This is a genomic window from Andreprevotia sp. IGB-42 (assembly GCF_009848685.1).
GTDB lineage: Bacteria > Pseudomonadota > Gammaproteobacteria > Burkholderiales > Chitinibacteraceae > Andreprevotia.
The window spans coordinates 210,480-228,740 of sequence record NZ_WXTX01000007.1 but is presented as its reverse complement, the minus strand read 5'-3'; the positions used below and the strand labels follow the sequence as shown (position 1 = coordinate 228,740).

General features: G+C 58.3%; 13 protein-coding genes and 1 tRNA gene. 4 read left to right on the top strand and 10 right to left on the bottom strand.

Annotated elements, in window-relative coordinates:
- Positions 1-276: 276 nt before the first annotated feature.
- The 4 genes from IGB42_RS12840 to IGB42_RS12825 form a co-directional block, all read right to left on the bottom strand.
- Positions 277-2,535, bottom strand: a complete 2,259-nt coding sequence (locus IGB42_RS12840) for a hypothetical protein (RefSeq protein ID WP_159672167.1) — start codon at positions 2,533-2,535, stop codon at positions 277-279.
- On the bottom strand, positions 2,532-3,731 hold the full coding sequence (locus IGB42_RS12835; RefSeq protein WP_159672165.1) for a hypothetical protein: 1,200 nt from the start codon (positions 3,729-3,731) through the stop codon (positions 2,532-2,534). The genes IGB42_RS12840 and IGB42_RS12835 overlap by 4 nt, the downstream gene beginning before the upstream one ends.
- Positions 3,732-3,959: 228 nt before the next feature.
- Positions 3,960-6,029: a pyridoxamine 5'-phosphate oxidase family protein gene (locus IGB42_RS12830; protein WP_159672163.1), complete on the bottom strand. Its 2,070-nt coding sequence runs from the start codon at positions 6,027-6,029 to the stop codon at positions 3,960-3,962.
- A gap of 29 nt (positions 6,030-6,058) precedes the next feature.
- The gene (locus IGB42_RS12825; RefSeq protein WP_159672161.1) at positions 6,059-6,694 is read right to left on the bottom strand and encodes a glutathione S-transferase family protein; all 636 of its coding nucleotides are present in this window, start codon (positions 6,692-6,694) and stop codon (positions 6,059-6,061) included.
- Between the two features lie 133 nt (positions 6,695-6,827).
- Between IGB42_RS12825 and IGB42_RS12820 the strand changes: the two genes are divergently transcribed.
- Positions 6,828-7,718, top strand: a complete 891-nt coding sequence (locus tag IGB42_RS12820; RefSeq protein ID WP_159672159.1) for a LysR family transcriptional regulator — start codon at positions 6,828-6,830, stop codon at positions 7,716-7,718.
- Positions 7,719-7,772: 54 nt separating this feature from the next.
- Here the strand turns inward: IGB42_RS12820 and IGB42_RS12815 are convergent, their stop codons facing one another.
- Positions 7,773-8,753 (bottom strand): hypothetical protein, encoded by a 981-nt coding sequence (locus IGB42_RS12815; protein WP_159672157.1) that lies wholly within the window; start codon positions 8,751-8,753, stop codon positions 7,773-7,775.
- Between the two features lie 251 nt (positions 8,754-9,004).
- A complete protein-coding gene (locus tag IGB42_RS12810; protein ID WP_159672155.1) occupies positions 9,005-12,244 on the bottom strand; it encodes a PAS domain S-box protein in 3,240 nt (1,079 codons plus the stop codon).
- Positions 12,245-12,547: 303 nt separating this feature from the next.
- Here IGB42_RS12810 and IGB42_RS12805 point away from each other — a divergent pair, with 303 nt between their 5' ends.
- A complete protein-coding gene (locus tag IGB42_RS12805; RefSeq protein ID WP_159672154.1) occupies positions 12,548-12,865 on the top strand; it encodes a hypothetical protein in 318 nt (105 codons plus the stop codon).
- Between the two features lie 149 nt (positions 12,866-13,014).
- Here the strand turns inward: IGB42_RS12805 and IGB42_RS12800 are convergent, their stop codons facing one another.
- Positions 13,015-13,506: a hypothetical protein gene (locus IGB42_RS12800; RefSeq protein WP_159672152.1), complete on the bottom strand. Its 492-nt coding sequence runs from the start codon at positions 13,504-13,506 to the stop codon at positions 13,015-13,017.
- A 14-nt stretch (positions 13,507-13,520) separates the two neighbouring features.
- Positions 13,521-14,459 (bottom strand): ankyrin repeat domain-containing protein, encoded by a 939-nt coding sequence (locus IGB42_RS12795; protein WP_159672150.1) that lies wholly within the window; start codon positions 14,457-14,459, stop codon positions 13,521-13,523.
- A 154-nt stretch (positions 14,460-14,613) separates the two neighbouring features.
- On the opposite strand from IGB42_RS12795, the gene IGB42_RS12790 reads away from it, so the two are divergent.
- Both IGB42_RS12790 and IGB42_RS12785 read left to right on the top strand, forming a co-directional pair.
- Positions 14,614-14,698 (top strand) — tRNA-Leu (locus IGB42_RS12790).
- A 180-nt stretch (positions 14,699-14,878) separates the two neighbouring features.
- Positions 14,879-15,307, top strand: a complete 429-nt coding sequence (locus tag IGB42_RS12785) for a PilZ domain-containing protein (RefSeq protein WP_159672148.1) — start codon at positions 14,879-14,881, stop codon at positions 15,305-15,307.
- Positions 15,308-15,361: 54 nt separating this feature from the next.
- On the opposite strand, the gene IGB42_RS12780 is transcribed toward IGB42_RS12785, so the two are convergent.
- Complete coding sequence (locus tag IGB42_RS12780; protein WP_159672146.1) at positions 15,362-16,114, bottom strand: hypothetical protein; 753 nt, start codon at positions 16,112-16,114, stop codon at positions 15,362-15,364.
- Between the two features lie 249 nt (positions 16,115-16,363).
- Positions 16,364-18,244: a molecular chaperone HtpG gene (htpG, locus tag IGB42_RS12775; protein ID WP_159672144.1), complete on the bottom strand. Its 1,881-nt coding sequence runs from the start codon at positions 18,242-18,244 to the stop codon at positions 16,364-16,366.
- Positions 18,245-18,261: the final 17 nt, after the last annotated feature.

The window sequence follows — 18,261 nt, the reverse complement described above, 5'->3', positions numbered from 1 at the left end:
GAGGCAATGGCCATGTTGCATGGTGATCGGGGCTTGATGCTTGGTTGATTGAACGGAGTAACGACAAAGCCCCGCTAAAGCGGGGCTTTGTTTTGGAGCGCTGCCAAAGCAACTCTCAGCAAACAAACATCACAGCAAAACGGGCCGGCACAATCGATATCATATGCCCGAATAAATACCGTTTCTCAGCACTATCCACTAGGGGAAACAGATCGCGAATGATGCAAAAATATCGACTCACCTTTGCCAAACACACTCTGCAAACAGGCATGCAATCTAACCCAAAAATTGACTGTACATATACCCGCCTATCAACTTAACACTGTCCGACAAACCTTCCTTATCAGCTATTTTATTAACTATTTTCAATATATTTTCGTTAGAAACGACAAGGCGTCGACAAGAAATCGCCACAAGAAACTCCATCAATGCTTCTTTCGACCCATCAATTTGAGACACAACTATTTCCGTCATACTTTCACTCAAATCTCCGCCTTCACAATTAGAAAACGAAAGTTCATAATCGCGAGCAGCTCTCAATATTGAGGCCTGAATAACGCCATCACTAAATCGATTAAAATTCTCTGGAGAAAGAACTGATCTTTCATATGGCTTATAGATCAATCTTCGCCCCGCCACTCCTCGGCGCAATTGATGCAAAAGAGCTGATATTACGTAAAAAACATCAGCTTGACTCAGATCTCGCTCTCCGCCATCGGTTGTAAGAAAAACAAAATCCGATCTTATTTTTAGCTGCATATTTTCATTACTTGGCCAGAATAACCCTTCTGCCATCCCCTTACTTGGCACCGCGCTCAAAAATTTAATTCTCTGCATTATCTGATCAGTGATTTTCTTATCACTCTCGTCAGCCCACTGCACCAACTCATGCAACATATCCAATTCTGCGATCCAGCTATGCTTCTCATAGCTTTTTGGCAATGGCAAATCAAGCAATGACACAAAGCTAAATGTATTTGGGCCATTCTCGCCATACGTCAAATTCATTTTGATCGCTTTTACTCTTTCCTCACTATGAGCCATGAACGCGGTTGTAATATATGCCGCATCACCTTGTGGCTGCACTTTCCTCAAGTCTCGATTGATTGAGGCAAGCTCGACCGAATCATCCAAGACCGATGAAATTACAAGGGCAGCCGCGCCGAACTTTGCAGACGAGGCTGCCATTTCCTTGGCGCCTTGCAATTCAGGAGAAACAATAGGATTAGTTTTTCTCAAAACAGATAGCGCATACTCTGCCAGCTCTTTCGAGTATGGGTATGAGGAATACACAATCTTAGATAAACTTATTGGTGAATAGCGAACAACCGCCCTTTCAAAAGAAGATTTTATTTTTTCAACTGCAGATTGCGTTGGAGCAAAGCTATCCCCGTCCGCTTTCCAAAGAGAGTCAAAATCGAGAAAAAATTCGGAATTTTTTCCACCCAGCATTTTAACCACTTTGAAAAAGTCAGTTCCTGCCAAAGCATCAATCAGCAATGCAAATCTGTCATTAAGATCAGTTTTAACCAAAACAATTTCTTTAATTTTTGGCGGCTCGAATGCAAACTGATCCCCGGAAAGCGTAACGGCATAGCTATGCTTCATGCACAAAGCGCAACTTGATTTTGGGAAACTCATGATTGGCTCATAACCATTCACAGAATCGGCGAATTTTCTTGTTAAATCACACAATATAGATCCAGCATCACGTTTCTGACTTCCCAGAAAATACAAAGTTAGTATATTTTCTTCATTAGCTCGCCTTTCAATAAGACGTCCCCGTAAACCACCCGACGTAGTGGCCGAAATCAATATCAATGTTTTTTCGGGCTGAGAAATACTTATCTTACCAAGGCCTCCGTAAGATTCACATGAAACAATTACTGGAGGATTCTTGATCAGGCCCCAAGCGTGCGCCATAAAAACCATTGCATAAGCAACAACGGAAATACCCGAGGTATCGACAATTATCTTGACGATATCCTTCTTGCAAAGCTGCGACAACGACCAGTATCCCAACACCAGTGGGCCAGCATAATGCTCCAATACATTCGTAACTCGCATAAATGACTGAGCATGCAATTCAGAAGGTTTTTCATAGTGAAATCCTTGCGGTGCATGGACAAGTCCATTCTGCTGAACAAACAATTCTCTCAAACTGGCCTGAACCACAACATCCAATGGTATAGAACTAGAATTATCAGGGCACAGTAAATTCCTGCACCTATGTTCTTTTGAATCATGATCAAACTCAACTAACCACAACTTTTCGTTCAATTCATGCATAGCCTTTTCAAGCCGACTTTTGATTACAGAGCCCTCTTCAAGATACGACTCAACTCGACTTTCTCTTGAAAAACACTCTACAAAATAAATTGCAAAGAAATCACCAGCCGTTTCCAAAACGCTTGCAAGAGAAGAATCGAGATCATCTCGACTAACATTTTCACTCAGAAAGTAGACCAGCAGAATCGACTTTACGTCGCCTCGCTCGACATCAAGATGCGCTGGCTGCGTAAAAACACTACTCATAGCCCCTCCAGCGGAATAAATACGGAAATATTTGTTCCCTCAATGCTGGGGTATTCGCTAATAGGAGCGAGGAAACCACGTGTCCAATCATACAACCTATTGTCTGGCACTTTCTCTCCGAAAGCGTGGCTAACCACTCCCAATCCCTGCAGGGCCCTGAAATCACGAGAAAGGTGCACTTTATTAGTACGGACCCGAATAAGACCATTAAGTGAACGCAGCATGCTAAGAACTTTCCATAATCCAAATCCGCGCGCTCCAGACGTCGTGGAAGAGTAACCTTTTCCAAAACATTTTATAACATCCTCATATTGGAGCTCTGACGTCAAATCCGCAATACTCTTCCCTGTAAGTTTAGCAGCCAATCCAGGACCTGAATCAAATATGGTTATCTCAAGAAATCCAGATATTTTTTTCTCGGAGGATGCATCTTTACGAATATGATCACCAACAACTAATCCAATATAGCGCGAAAGCGGCGTACTCTCTTCGCCTGCGACTTTCTGAAAATATTTAGAATCAAAATATTCTATCGGATAATAATCAGTGTATATCCCACGAATTGAATCAACCAGTTCAACGCCTTCGATTCCATGCCTCGCATGGTCATGCGTATTTTTGAACAATTCAAATATTATGCTACAAATTGCATCTTCTCTACCTCTCAGCTTTGATTTTGCATCATGGGCATCCCCAAGACTTTTTAAAATCCCACGGAAAATTTCGCCATATGCTTCCGAATCAATTAACGTGCGCTCTTCTGGCAACAAATACAATTGCTTCGGCAAGAGTTTAGGGAGGGAGTCCACGCATATTAATATTTCTGAAAAAGATGATGCCAAATCAGGCCAATTTTGTTGCGCCTCTAAATAACGCCGCCTAAAATCAGCTGATTGCTTCCTGTCTACCCCATCCACCTTCCCATTTGGCAAGAGAGATAAAAACAGTCCCGGGGCGGTTTGGCTTAGCTGCTGTAGAAATCCGCCTCCCGTAACGTGTAGCCCGCTGAAAAATGTCTCCTCCCTCCGCCAAACAGACAGAATCCACTGAATCAAAGAAGAAGTATAAAGAGGAATTTTTTGTCTTTCCTCCCATTTGAAAAATGGATCAATATTAACTTCCACCGCCCCTTTATCTGGCAGATTTCCTAAACTCTGATCAATCTCGCTAATCGTGGATGGTATCGATATTTTCATATTATCTTAGGCGGGCTTTCTCATGGGATGGGATAAACATCTATCGTGTTCCAGTCATATCGCATTCGACTTAGGGCAGCCAATGCTACCATCGCTACCTGAATGATGGAGAAAGCTTAACTTGCGAAAGCTCATTTGACCATGCTTTCATCATGGGATGATTGCTGCAACTATCCAACTTGCGGTAGCCGGACCACCTGACCATTGTTCCCCTCATAGGATACATGGCTAAAAATCCAACCCCACCGCCCCCAGCGGCACTGCACAGCAAACCAGCACCCTGCCCGCCCCCGGCAGTTGCGCCGGCGGCTGCGGGTAGCCCACTTCGCCACGGGTGATCGCCATGCTGCAGCTGCCGCATAGGCCGGCGCGGCAGCCGTGTGCCGGGTGGTGCCCATGGGCTTCCAGTGTTTCCAGCAAGGTGCTGCCCGGCTGCCAGTGGATGATCTGGCCGCTGCGCTGCAAGTGGACGGTTTGTGGCGTGGTAGGGGCGATGGCGGGTGGATTTGCCACTGAGGCGGGCGGGGCCGCATCCGGCTCCAGCGGGGTGGCTTGGGCGAATTGCTCGTAGCGGATGCGGCTGCGGGCCACGCCCAGGCTGCGCAGTACCCAGTACACCTGGCGCATGAAGGCATCCGGGCCGCACAGGTAGATGTCGTAATCATCCAGCGGCAACAGCTGGCGCAGCAGCGCTGCATCGATGCGGCCGCTGCTGTGGTAATCGTGGCCGGGCTGGTCTGCGGCATCGGGCTGTGAGTAGCGCACATGCACTTGCAGGCCCGGGTGCTGTGCGGCGCGCTGGCGCAGTTGGGGGCCGAACGCGTGTTCGCGGCCGTTGCGGGCAGCGTGGATGAACCACACCGCGCGCGGCCGGGCGTGCGGGCCGCTGACGGGGGCCAGTGCATCCAGCATTGCCAGCATGGGGGTGATGCCCACGCCGCCGCTGATCAACACCACCGGGCGGGATGGCTGGGTATCAAGCACGAAAGCACCGCGTGGCGCTTGCGCAGCCAGCATGCTACCCACTTGCAGTTGATCATGCAGCCAGGTGGAAACCTTGCCTTCACGCTTTACCGAGATGCGGTAGCTGTTGCCATCCGCCGCTTGCGATAGCGTGTAGGTGCGCAGCAGCGCCCCCGTGCCGGGCAGGTCTACGCGGATGGGCAAAAACTGGCCGGGTTGATACGGCGCCAGCGGCAAGCCATCGGCAGGTTGCAGGTAGAAAGAGGTGATCTGTACGCTTTCCTGCTCGCGCTTTACCAGTTGCAGCGGGCGGAACTGATCGGCCAGTGGCTGCACATCCAGCGCGCGGCGCACGCTTTGCCAGTCACCGGTGGCGGTCAGCACCGGCGATACCTGTTGCAACGCCCAGCGCAACGGCATGCGCTGGCGCAGCCGCAGTACCTGGGTGACGTGGAAACGCACCAGCCGCTCTGCGCCTGCAAACGCCTGCAGCGCCGGGCCATCCCAGATCACCTCGCCACGGCCTGCCAGGTAGAGCAGATCGCCAGTGGCAAAATCCGGAAACACCAGCCCCGCCCGCGGGTTGAGCTGCAGGTTGCCCAAGGTATTGAAGTGGAAATTGCCGAGGAAATCCGGCCAGGTGAGCGTGCCGGTATCGTCCACGCGCACAAAGCCGGGCTTGCCACCACGGTGTGATACATCTGCGCCGTACTGCGGTGCCGTCCCGGCCTCGCCCGCTGGCGCCATGGCGGCGGTGGCAATGAAAAAGGTATCGGCATTGCTGATCTGCGCGATGGCCGCCTCATCGAGCTGCGCAAGGTGCTCTGGCGCGGGCAGCACCGCCGGCAGCGCCACCACGCTGTAATCACGCTGCTGGATGTATTGCGGACAGTTGCCGAAGCTTTGCGCCACCGCCACGCGCAGCCCCCCTTCCCCATCACTACTGACCAGGCGACCATTCATGCGGTTGCGGCGGCGTGTTTGCAGCTCGATGCCAAGCAGGCCGACTTCCGCGCCGGGCTGCAGCGCGCTGGCCAGCGGATCATCCGCAACCGGCTGCGCATCGATCTGCAGCGTGTAGGGATCTGGCGACTGCATGAAGCCGGGCGCGCCCATCAGCAGCGTTGCCCACGGTTGCTGCTGCGCATCCAGCGCACCCAGCACGATGAAGGGCAGTTGCGGGTAGAACTGGCGGTGCTGCTCCGGCAGGTAATCACGGATGCCCTGCCGGCCTTGCGCCTCTACCTTGTCGCGCACGCCCACGCGCTGCTGCACCGCCTGCTCGCCAGCGTGGAACGGGGAGGCCTGGCCGGCCCAGCCGGGTGGATGTGCCATGGCGCCTGCCTCGCCCGCACCAGCCCGGCTCAGGCAAACAGGCCGGCGGCACTGCGTGCCATGGGCACGAAACCCGGCAGCGCTTCGATACGTGCCAGCCATGCGCGCAGTTGCGGGTAATCCGCCAGCGATACATTGCCTTCCGGCGCGTGGGCCACGTAGCTGTAGCAGGCAATATCGGCCAGCGTGATGCTGCTGCCAGCCAGCCACGGCTGCTGCGCCAGCTCGGCTTCCATCACCTGCAGCAATGCATGGCTGCTGGCGATCAGCTTTTCAGCATCCAGCTTGGCACCAAATACCGTGATCCGGCGGGCGGCACCCACCGCATGCGCAATGGGGCCAGCGGCGGCAGAGAACCAGCGCTGCACCTGCGCGGCACCCACCGCATCTGCCGGCAGCCACTGGCCATTGCCGTAGCGCAACGCCAGGTAAACCAGGATGGCATTGGAATCAGCCAGGATGGTGCCGTTATCGTCCAGCACCGGCACCTGGCCAAAAGGGTTCAGTTGCAGGAAGGCGGGCGTCTTGTGCGCGCCCCGGGTCAGGTCCACATCCACCAGCTCATACGGCAGGCCAAGCAGGCTCAGCAGCAGCTCCACACGGTGACTGTGGCCGGATAGATGGAAGCGGTGCAGACGGATGGCTTGGGCAGGCTGGGCGGTCATGGTGCTTTCCTTGGCATGAGGGGGAATGCAGCGATCATAAGGCCAGCCGCGCAGCGGATAAATGGGCAGATATTGATTTGACTAATCCACTTTACGGATCAATCATCCAGCCATCCAACCCACCCTGAGCGCCATGGACAAGCTGCGTGCGATGCAAACCTTTGTCGCCATCGTCGAGCAAGGTAGCCTGACTGGCGCGGCGCGCGCGCTCGGTTCATCGCTGCCGGCCACGGTGCGCACGCTGGCGGCACTGGAGGAGGCGCTGGGTGTGCGCTTGCTCAACCGCACCACGCGACGGCATTCACTCACTGAAGAAGGCCGTGCCTACCTGGCGCGCTGCCGCGATATCCTCAGTGCGGTGGACGATGCGGAGCGCGGGCTGCAAGACCAGCGCAGCGAAGTCAGCGGCAAGCTGGCGGTAACGGCATCGGTGCTGTTCGGGCAAATGTATATCGCCCCGGCCGTCACGCGCTTTCTGCAGGCCCACCCCAAGGTAAGTTGCCGGCTGGTGTTGCTGGACCGGGTGGTGAACCTGCTGGAGGAAGGCATCGACGTGGGCATCCGCATCGGCACGCTGGATGATTCCGGCCTGGTGGCGCAGCAACTGGGCGAGGTACGGCGCGTGGTGGTGGCCAGCCCGGATTGGCTGGCGCGGCATGGCGCGCCGCAGCAGCTGGATGATCTGGCCCGCGCCAACTGCATCCGCTTCTTCGGCAACGGGCGCAACGGCTGGCTGTTTGCCGACCGCGGCCGCGAGCGGCGCGTGGTGATATCCGGCAGCCTGGAATGCAACCACGGCCAGCCGGCAGTGGACGCCTGCCTGGCGGGCCTGGGGCTGGGGCAGTTCCTGTCTTACCAGATTGCGCCACACCTTGCCGCCGGCCGGCTGCAGGAAGTGCTGCAGCCGTATGCACTGCCGCCGCAACCGATCAACCTGGTGTACCCGCACGCCGGCCTGCTGCCCAACCGGGTACGCGCGTTCGTGGCGTGGATCAGGCAGGAAGTGCAGCTGGGGGCGGCTTGATCATCTGCGCCGGCTGCCTTGGCCTGCGCAACCCGTCGTCCCGGCAATCCATTGCTAGCGGCGTTCGCACAACGCCCCCACACATCGGGCGGTATTGAAGTCATACACCATCGAATGCCCCGGATTGCCGCCGGGTAGCGGCACACCTTTCAGGATGAAGAACGTGACCGAATTCGCGCCATACAGCCCCGCCGGGTAGGTGAACGGCTTCAGCACCACGTAGGCGCGCTCGGTGGCTGGCCGCAGGGGCTTGGGCACGCCCTCGCCCGCCACCGGCGGAATATCGCGTTTCGGGGTATTTTTCTGCACTGCGGCCACCCATGCATCGGCATCGGCCAGGGTGGCCTGGCGCAATTGCCCGTTGCGGATCGCCTCTTCCACGCCTTGCTGGCCGGCCAGCGGTGCGTTCTTGTCCTTGAAGGATTCAGGCGTGGCCTCCGCCGAGGTCAGCAGCGCGGTGCCGGGCTGCAGTGGCTCGCCCACCACCACCTTGCCCTTGCTGGCCGGGTACACCATGTCCACCGCGCGGCCGAATACGCGCTTGGCCATGGGGTTCAGCGGCTCCAGATGATCGGTGCTCACATAGAAATAGCCACAGGGGCCGTGGTTGTCGTAGCTGCTGTTCAGCACCGGCACCCTCTTTTCCAGCCCGGCGACCACCTGGCGGTGATAACCGCTGACCAGCACCGCCACGATATTGGTTCTGCCGGACCAGCCGATATGCCACACCGTGGGTTCATATGCACCCAGCATCAGCACCACCGGTTTGCCGGGGTTGTTGACGGCGACATCGATCTGCGTGGCTTCATGGCCGCTTTGATCGATCTGGTAGGCCAGCGGGCGACCGCCATAGCTGCCGGCGGCAAATACGGCAAAATCGGCAGGCAACTTCAGGCCGGGAAAGCCGCATACCGGCTTCCGGCTGCCATTGCCTTGCGCTTGCGGATCGGGCTCGAAATCAAACTGCCTGAGCGCGTCCGCCCGGGCATGAACGGCGGCAAACAGGATGCACAGCAGCGTAAACAGTCTGGTCATTGCAGGCCTTGCAGGATGTGCTTCAAAACAGGCTGGCATGGGCAACGCCACGCGCGCCGGGCGCGATTGAAGGCATCGCCAGCCTGGCGTTCCAGTTTAGCCATGCCATGCGCGATTGGCGGTTCTCATTCCGGAAACGATGCCATCTCGCGCATACGCATTGGCGCACGCAATGGCCACGCAACATCGGCAATGGCACTTTCCGCGGCGGGAGCGATGGCCAACCTGGCTAAACCGCTCCGCGCCACCCGCTACGCGGGCTTGTTGCCAAGCACCTGCAATACCGAGGAAATGGACGCGGTATCGTAGGGTTTGCGCAGCTGCATTGCGCCTTCCAGCGTAGTGTCATGATGCTGGCCGGATGCAAACACCACGCTGATCTGTGGCAACAGCGCACGTGCCTGCGCGGCCAGTGCCTCACCGGAAATGCCGGGGAGCGAGATATCGGTGATCAATACGTCCACCGGACTGGCCTTGAGCACGGCCAGTGCCTGCTCGGCATCCCGCGCGGCAGTCACCTGCTGCCCCAGATATTCGAGCAGCTCGGCGGTATTCACGCGAATATCCTCTTCGTCTTCCACCAGCAGGATGCGGAAGCATTGCGGCGTCTGCAGCACGCCCGCGTGCAACAAGGGTTCCGGGCGCGCCAGTACCTGCTGGCGTTGCTGGCGATTGGCCAGCACGTGGCGCACCTTGCGGGCCAGCGCTTCGCGCGTATACGGTTTGCCCAACAACTCCACGCCCGCATCCAGCCGACCGCCATGCACAATGGCGTTCTCGGTGTAACCGGACGTGAACAGAACCGCGATATTGGGTACGCGCTCACGCGCCTTGCGCGCCAGATCGGGGCTGCGCAACGGACCGGGCATCACCACGTCGGTAAACAGCAAGTCGATGGGAATGCCGCTATCGATCACCGTCAGCGCGCTGGCGGCATCACTGGCTTTCAGCACGCGGTAGCCCAGCTCGGTCAGCATTTCCACCACGGTGCCGCGCACCCCCTCGTCATCCTCGGCCACCAGGACGGTTTCGGTACCGCCTTCCACGGCCTGGCTGCCAAGCTGACCGGGCATATCCTCGGTCTCGAACGAACGCGGCAGGTAGAGTTTGACCGTGGTGCCATGGTCCACTTCGCTGTATATCTTGACGTGTCCGCCCGATTGCTTGACGAAGCCGAACACCATGGACAACCCCAACCCGGTGCCCTTGCCTTCGGGTTTGGTTGAGAAAAATGGCTCGAATGCCTGATGCAGCACGTCCGGCGTCATGCCGCTGCCGGTATCGCTGACGGCGATCATCACGTACTGGCCTGGCGTCACCTCGGTCTGGCTGCGCGCGTAGGCTTCATCCAGAAAAGCATTGCCCACTTCGATGGTGAGTTTGCCGGCACCATCCATCGCATCCCGCGCGTTGATGCACAGGTTGAGCACGGCGTTTTCCACTTGCGTGGTATCGACGAAGGTATTCCACAGCCCGCCGGAAATCGCCAGTTCGATTTCGATTTCCTCACCCAGGCTGCGGTGCAGCATGTCTTCCATCTCGGTGATGAAACGGCTGATTTTCACTACCTTGGGTTCCAGCGCCTGGCGGCGCCCGAACGCCAGCAGGTAGCTGGCCAGCTTGGCCCCGCGCGATACGCCGGCCATGGCGTTATCCAGCCTGCGCTCGGCCTTGGGATTACCGCGTACTTCGCGCGCCAGCAGTTGCAGGTTGCCGGAAATCACCTGCAACAGATTGTTGAAATCATGCGCCACGCCGCCGGTGAGCTTGCCGATGGTTTCCATCTTCTGCGATTGCTGCAGCGCCAGCTCGGTACGCCGTATCGCCTGCGCGGCTTCGCGCTCTGCGGTGATATCGCGGCCCACCGCGTAGATGGCACCGTCATCCAGCCCTGCCGTCCACGACAGGATCTTGTAGCTGCCATCCTTGCAGCGGAAGCGGTTCTCCAGCTTGAAGGTCTGTTGCCCCTGGCGCAGCAACGCGACCTCTGCCGATGCATCCATCAGGTCATCCGGGTGCACCAGCGACAGGAACGGCGTGCCGGCTATCTCGGCCTCGGTCCATTGCAGCAGGCGCGTGAAGGCCGGGTTCACCGTCAGCAGCAGGCCATGGCTATCGGCCACCAGCATGGTATCGGTGGCCAGCAACCACATGCGATCACGTTCGGCAGTACGTTGCGCCACCGCTTGCTCCAGCGTGGCGTTCAGTTCCAGCAGCGCATCCGCGGCGGCTTTCTGGTCTTCGATATCGGTATTGGTGCCCAGCCAGCGCACGACGGTATCGGCATCATCACGTACCGGCAATGCGCGCACCAGGTGCCAGCGATAGGCGCCATCCGCCCGGCGCACGCGGAATTCAGATTCATAGGTAATGCCGGATGCCACTGCGGCGGCCCAGCTTTGCTGCACCGCGGGCAGATCATCCGGGTGCACGATCCGCGCCCACTGGCCGTCATCCAGATCGCCTTCGGCTGCGCCGGCGTATTCGTAGATGCGATCATTGAACCAATCGAGCACGCCACTGGCCGGCGCCGCCCAGATCTGGCTGGGCAGCCCTTGCGCCAAGGTGCGGAAAGTGAGTTCGCTCTGCTGCACGGATTGCTCGGCCAGCACACGGTCTGTCACATCCGAGCCTTGCACGAAGATACCGAACACATTGCCATGCTCGTCCTTCAGCGGTTGATAGACAAAATCCAGGAAACGCTGCTGAGGTGCAGACGTTGCCTGCATCTGCAACCAGAACGCTACGGACGTGCCGGAATACGTTTCGCCACTGGCATACAACTGATCCAGCAGGCCGACAAAACCTTGCTCGAATGCCTCCGGCAATGCGGTGCCTACCGGCTTGCCCAGTACCTCACGGTGTCCGACCAGCCGTGCATAAGCATCGTTGACCAGGGTGAACACATGATCCGGCCCGGTCAGCATGGCCATGAAGCCAGGCGCCTGCTCGAACATGGCGCTGAGCCGATCACGCTCGCCACTGAGCCAGCGCTCTGCCCGCACCTTGGCGGTGGTCTCGACCACGATGGCCATCACGCCGGCAGGCTTGCCCGCCTCATCCAGCAATGGCGAATAATCCAGGTTCATCCACACCTGTTCCGGTTTGCCGGAACGGTGCAGGGTCAGCTCCTGATCCACATAGGCAAGGGTGTCGCCTGCCAGGCCCACCTTCATCACATGGTCGTTGAAATCGGCCACTTCCGGCCAGCCCTCGCGCACATTTGCGCCCAGCGCCTGCGGGTGGCGGCCGGCGGCAAATACCGAATAGGCATCGTTGTAGATCATCACGCCGTCCTCGCCCCACAGGGTGACGATAGGAACCGGCGAACGCAGGATCAGCGCAACGGTGGTTTTGAGGCTTTGCGGCCAATGGGCGATATCGCCCAGCGAAGTGGCGGCCCAATTGAAACGGGCAATGATTTCACCCAGCTGCCCGCCGCCGTGCAGGAATGGATAGCCTTCTGCTGTCGATGCTGTTGTGCTGTTCATTTTGCTTTGAATCTGGGGCGCCTTGCATTGCAAAGCGCGGCTGGGAACAGGCCGCCAGACAGGTAGCCCGGAATGGAAAGCAGCATATCGGGCACTCAGGCACTGGTAAAGGCTGTCCTACAGCACTTGCCTGCGCAGAGGTGGCGCCCCCGATCAGCGAACAGCAGCGCCGCTGTGCATATCGCTCATCCCACGCGCTTCCGATCAATATCTGACGCCATAAGCATCCTTCCGCCTAAATGCCGCTGCTGCAAACCGGTTTAGGCTGGCTCAGGCTGAAATAATGGTATCGGGGGGTCTAACATGCGGGTTCAGATTGAATACATCTACGACGGGCGCGTCGTGAAGCTGGAAACGGATATCGAAGACGACCGCACGCGCCCGGAACAATCACTGCGGCTGGTTGCGCATGCATTTGCGCAACTGCGGCCGGCGCAGCCTGTGCCCCACGGGCAAACTGCACGGCAACTGGCACAGACGCTGGGCTTCACGCAGTTTGTCTACCGCACCATCAACGGCCGCATCAGCGAAACCACCACGGTGCTGGAAGCAAAGCCGATGACCACCGCCAATCGGCCACCGCGGCTGGCGACCAGCGGATACGGTGCATCGCGGGCCTGAAGGGCGACAGAAGGGGTGCTACGTGCACGGAGGCTTTGTGAGAAGACTGCCGCAACTGCGATCGCAGCCAGCATCACTTCCTGTTGCGCCAGCAGCAGGCCAGTGCGGCCGAGAAGCGGTCGTGCTCACCTGCTCTGCTGCAGCGCAGCCTACCAATAGCGCCGCCGGAAATAGCCGGCACGCCAGCCCATCACCGCCAGTGGCAGCAAAAAGAACAGCGCCCCGGCCATGACGATGCACCAGTTGATCCAGCCGGCCGGCGAATAGCCCAGCAGGTACAGCAATGGTTCACGACAGGGATCATCAATGAGGCAGTCCTGATCCGGCAGCAATACGGCGGCCCAGGTGAATGCGGCCCATACACCGAACATGGATGTGAGAACCCTGCCCCACACCAACCGTCGCCATAGTCCGACCTGCAACGCCAACCCGGATAGCAGCGTCAGCAAGGTCTCGATGCGCCACGTTGCATCCGGCTGCATGTCGAGATAAACCGTCCAGCCAAGGAAAGCCAGCACTTCCAGCGAAACCAGCCCCTGCGCAAGCCGGAAAAAAAGCGGTAACGGGAATACTGGTGCTGCGGGCACGGGTTGCGTTATCGGCAATGAAGGATCAGTGGACAATGGGGGATCGGTCAGCATGGCTGGCCTGCAGGTTAAAGCGGCTTATCCACGGCCGCGCTATCAAGGCGCTGGCGCAGCGACAAGGTGAGCTGGATCACATCGCACAGCTTGCGCATGTTGCCGTCGATAGCCATCTGCAGCGGCGTGGTGCCATCCACATAGCGCGCCAGCGGGTCTGCGCCCAGATCGAGCAATTTGATGGCAGCATCCAGATGGCCGTTGGATACCGCCTTGTGCATGGCAGTCCAGCCATCCAGCGTGGTCTGGTTGACGTGCGCGCCGGCATTGATCAGCCGCTGCACCACTGCGGTATGCCCGCCGCTGGCAGCCTGTATCAATGGCGTGAAGCCGTTGCGGCTGGTGTTGTTCACACCGCCGCTGTATTCGATCAGCATACGCACCGCTTCATCATGCCCGGCCAGCGCAGCCCAGTGCAGCGGCCCGTAGCCGTCCCGATCATGTGCATCAGCGCGCGCGCCGCGACGCAGCAGCGCCTGCAACATCTCGGTATTGCCCTCGAAGGCCACCCGCATCAAGGGGGTCCAGCCTTGTTCATCGGCTGATTCCAGCGTCATGCCCGCGCGCAGGTAGAGATCGATTGCGTGGTGCTGGCCAGTGCTGATGCTGTGATGGAAATCGCGCACCGTGGGCTCGAAGCCCAGTTGCTCCAGCTCATCCCGCGCCTTGATCAGCTCGTTGGACCAGACATCTTCATCTTCATCCTGCGCGTTGCGACGCGACTGATCGTAAGCCAGCGACAACAGCATCAGTTCCGCGCCGATTTCCGGCGGAAAACCCTGCCTGTCATTGCGATCCATGATCAGCAATTCCTCGAAATACGCTTCGAGCGCGTCACTCCCCCACATATCGGCGATTTTCTCGGCAATACGCGGGTACTGGACAGCCAGCTTTTCAGGAAAACGATCCGGATGCCCGATGTCTTCCAGCAGCGTGCGCAGACGGCTACTCATAGGCGAACGAAAGGATGGTGGAAGGAGGAGATTTGAACGAGTGTGTCACAGCAAGTCCAGCTTGGCGATAGAACAATCTCTGCTGGACAAGCGCAGTCAGGCGCGTATATTATTGCGCTCCTCGCTGGCCCAACAGGCCGGGCGATTTGGTGCTGCCGACATGGTGAAATTGGTAGACACGCTATCTTGAGGGGGTAGTGGCTTCGGCTGTGTGAGTTCGAGTCTCACTGTCGGCACCAGAATTGACAGAAACGCCGGGCTGATGCCCGGCGTTTTGCATTGGTGCCGCCTGCAGTGCAATCCCGATTGCGCAGCGGTTGTTGTAGCCAGCGCCACAGTGCGCTGCTGCGGGGCATACGCCCGGCGCATTTTGCACACTTTGTCGTATGATTGAAGCGTACCCATGCCGACAAGCCCTCATGCAAGACGCCACCACGATGGATGATGACTACACCGACAACCTGCAGACAGACTGGGAAGCACGCGGCGAAACGCGTTACCTGGTCAACTGGAAAGTAGCCATCATCTACCAGGATACCGAGCAACGGCTGTCGTTCCGCGGCCGTATCTTCGACATCTCCAAAAGCGGCTTCAGCCTGCATTCCGAACACAGCCTGCCGGTTACCGACAAGGTGACGGTACTGATCTCGATTCCCCCCATGGCCACCGGCCAGCCGCCCAAGGTGATCGAGGTGAAAAGCCGCGTGATCTATACGGTGCTGTCGGGCGAATTCAACATGTTCCGCACCGGCGTGCAGTTCGGCCAGTTCAAGGGCGACAGCAAGCAGTTTCTCGACCGCAATCTGGCCGGTCGCAATCCGGCACCGTTCAAGCCCGTCAACGTGTAAGCACCGGGCGGCGCCACGCCAGCGCATACCCCTGGTGTACGCTACACAGGCGCGCTACCACCTCACCACGATAGGCAGGTGATCCGAACGCGGGTCGTCGTCGAAGCCCATGCCATTGACTACGCCGCCATAGTCCACCGGCGTCACCACAACCGCACCCACGGCGGGGCCGGCAATCGCCCAATCATAGGTACTATGCAAGCCCCCCTTGGCATTGTGGGTAGGGCCGCCACTACTGGTCTGGAAAGCCGTGGTCGCCATACCACCAGCATGGCAACAATGCTGGATCCAGGTAGCGAATTCCATCGGATTGCAATTGAGATCGCCGGCCAGGATGAAGTTGCCGGCGCAATCCTGGTTCAGCGATTCCGCCACCCACGCACACAGGAAGGCGGACTTCGCGCTGGCATTGGCATGGTAGATATACACATGCACCCCGCCGACCTGCCCGGCATAGGCAACCGGCCGCTTGCTGTGCTTGCTGAATACGCTACCGCCCTTTTTCAGTGATGCCACGCCGAACACATCACTGAAGTTCTCGATGTCTGCCTTCTCCAGATCATGGGCCGACATATCATCATTGAATGCCGAATAAGCCAGTTGCCCCACGCGGCGTGTTGCCTGATACAACTGCCGCCCCACTGCAGCATCACCGAGCTGCACGTCGCCGGTGACTTCACACAGGAATGCGCATTCGGCATTGTGGCTATCGAATAGCTGGGCCAGCGTGCCCTCGATGATGATTTTCTTGTTTTCACCGGAGCCGCCACCCAGGCGGTACAGATTCCAGAAAGCAAAAGCGGGCATGGCATCCTCACTTGGGTTGCAGATCGAAGCGGAGCACCCGGGTGCGCAGTGCAGCAAAGCCGGCGTGGAACGAAACGGCAGCGCGATCTTGTCAGCTCGCTATCGCGCTGCTTTCCGGGGAAGAAATCGCCGGTATTATGCCCATGGTCTGGCGACATGCGCCATGCCGCCGGTCACACCCGGTCCAAGAAAAACGCCCGGCAGCAACCGGGCGTTTTCTGGACAACGGCAATGACTAGCGGGCTACGATCAAGCCAGTACCAGCTGGTTCAGGCGCTTGACGAAGGCAGCCGGATCTTCCAGTTGTGCGCCTTCGGCCAGCAAGGCCTGGTCGAGCAGCAACTGCGCCCAGTCGCCAAAGCGTGCGCCACCGGTTTCTGCCTTCAGCTTCTGTACCAGTGCGTGTTCCGGGTTGATTTCCAGAATGGGCTTGGCGGCCTTCACATCCTGGCCGGCAGACTTCAGCAGGCGCTCCAGATTGCCGCTCATGTCGTGGTTTTCCACCACCAGGCACACGGCACTGTCGGTCAGGCGGTGCGTGACGCGCACATCCTTCACCTGCTCGCCCAGCGCGCCCTTGATGGCTTCCAGCACGTCCTTGAGGTTGTTGGCTGCCTCTTCCTGCTGCTGTTTCTCGGCATCGTCCTCGAACTGGGTCAGATCCAGTTCGCCCTTGGCCACCGATTGCAGTTTCTTGCCCTCGAACTCGGTCACGCTGCTGACCAGCCATTCGTCCACGCGGTCTGCCAGCAGCAGCACTTCGATGCCCTTCTTGCGGAACACTTCGAGGTGCGGGCTGTTCTTAGCCGCGGCCAGCGTATCGGCGGTGATGTAGTAGATCTTGTCCTGGCCTTCCTTCACGCGGCCCAGATAATCGGCCAGGCTGACCACTTCGCCAGCGGCTTCGTCGGCAGTGGAGGCGAAGCGGCACAGGCCGGCAATGCGATCCTTGTTGGCGGCATCTTCGCCGGCGCCTTCCTTGAGCACCTTGCCGAATTCCTGCCAGAACAGCGCGTAGTCTTCCTTGCGGTTTTCCGCCAGGTCTTCCAGCAAGCCCAGCACCTTCTTCACGCAACCGGTCTTGATGTTGTCCACATCGCGCGATTGCTGGAGGATTTCACGGCTGACGTTCAGCGGCAGGTCGGCCGAATCGATCACGCCACGCACGAAGCGCAGGTATTGCGGCATCAGGCGATCGCTGTCTTCCATGATGAACACGCGCTTCACGTACAGCTTCACGCCGTGGCGGCGCTCGCGGTCATACAGGTCGAACGGCGCGCGGCGCGGCACGAACAGCAACTCGGTGTATTCCTGGCGGCCTTCGATGCGCGCATGGCTCCATGCCAGCGGGTCTTCGAAATCGTGGGCAACGTGCTTGTAGAATTCCTTGTACTGCTCGTCGCTGATCTCGCCCTTACTGCGCGTCCACAGTGCATTGGCCTGGTTGACGGCTTCCAGCTCGTCGCTCGGCACTTCCTTGCCTTCGTCATCGTACTCGGCGCGTTTCTTCATCAGGATCGGCAGGCTGATGTGATCCGAATACTTGGTGATCACGCTGCGCAGGCGCCAGTCGTTGAGGAATTCGTCCTCGCCTTCTTTCAGATGCAGCACGATCTCGGTACCGCGGCCGGCTTTCTCCACCGCTTCCAGCGTGTATTCGCCATCACCGGCCGATTCCCACTGCGTGGCCTCGGTTTCGCCAGCGCGGCGCGTGGTCAGCGTGACCTTGTCCGCCACGATGAACGCAGAATAGAAACCCACGCCAAACTGGCCGATCAGGTGCGAATCCTTGACCGAATCGCCGGTGAGCTGGCTGAAGAATTCCTTGGTGCCGGAACGGGCGATGGTGCCGATATGCGCAACGACTTCATCACGGCTCATGCCGATGCCGTTGTCGCTAATGGTGATGGTGCGCGCGTCCTTGTCGAACGCCACCTTGATGTTCAGGTCGCCATCACCGGCGTACAGCTCAGCATTCTGGGTGGCGGCAAAGCGCAGCTTGTCGCACGCGTCCGACGCGTTCGATACCAGCTCGCGCAGAAAAATCTCTTTGTTGGAATACAGCGAGTGAATCATCAGCTGCAGCAGCTGTTTCACTTCAGTCTGGAATCCCAGTGTTTCCTTGGACATTGCTCAAATCTCCTGAC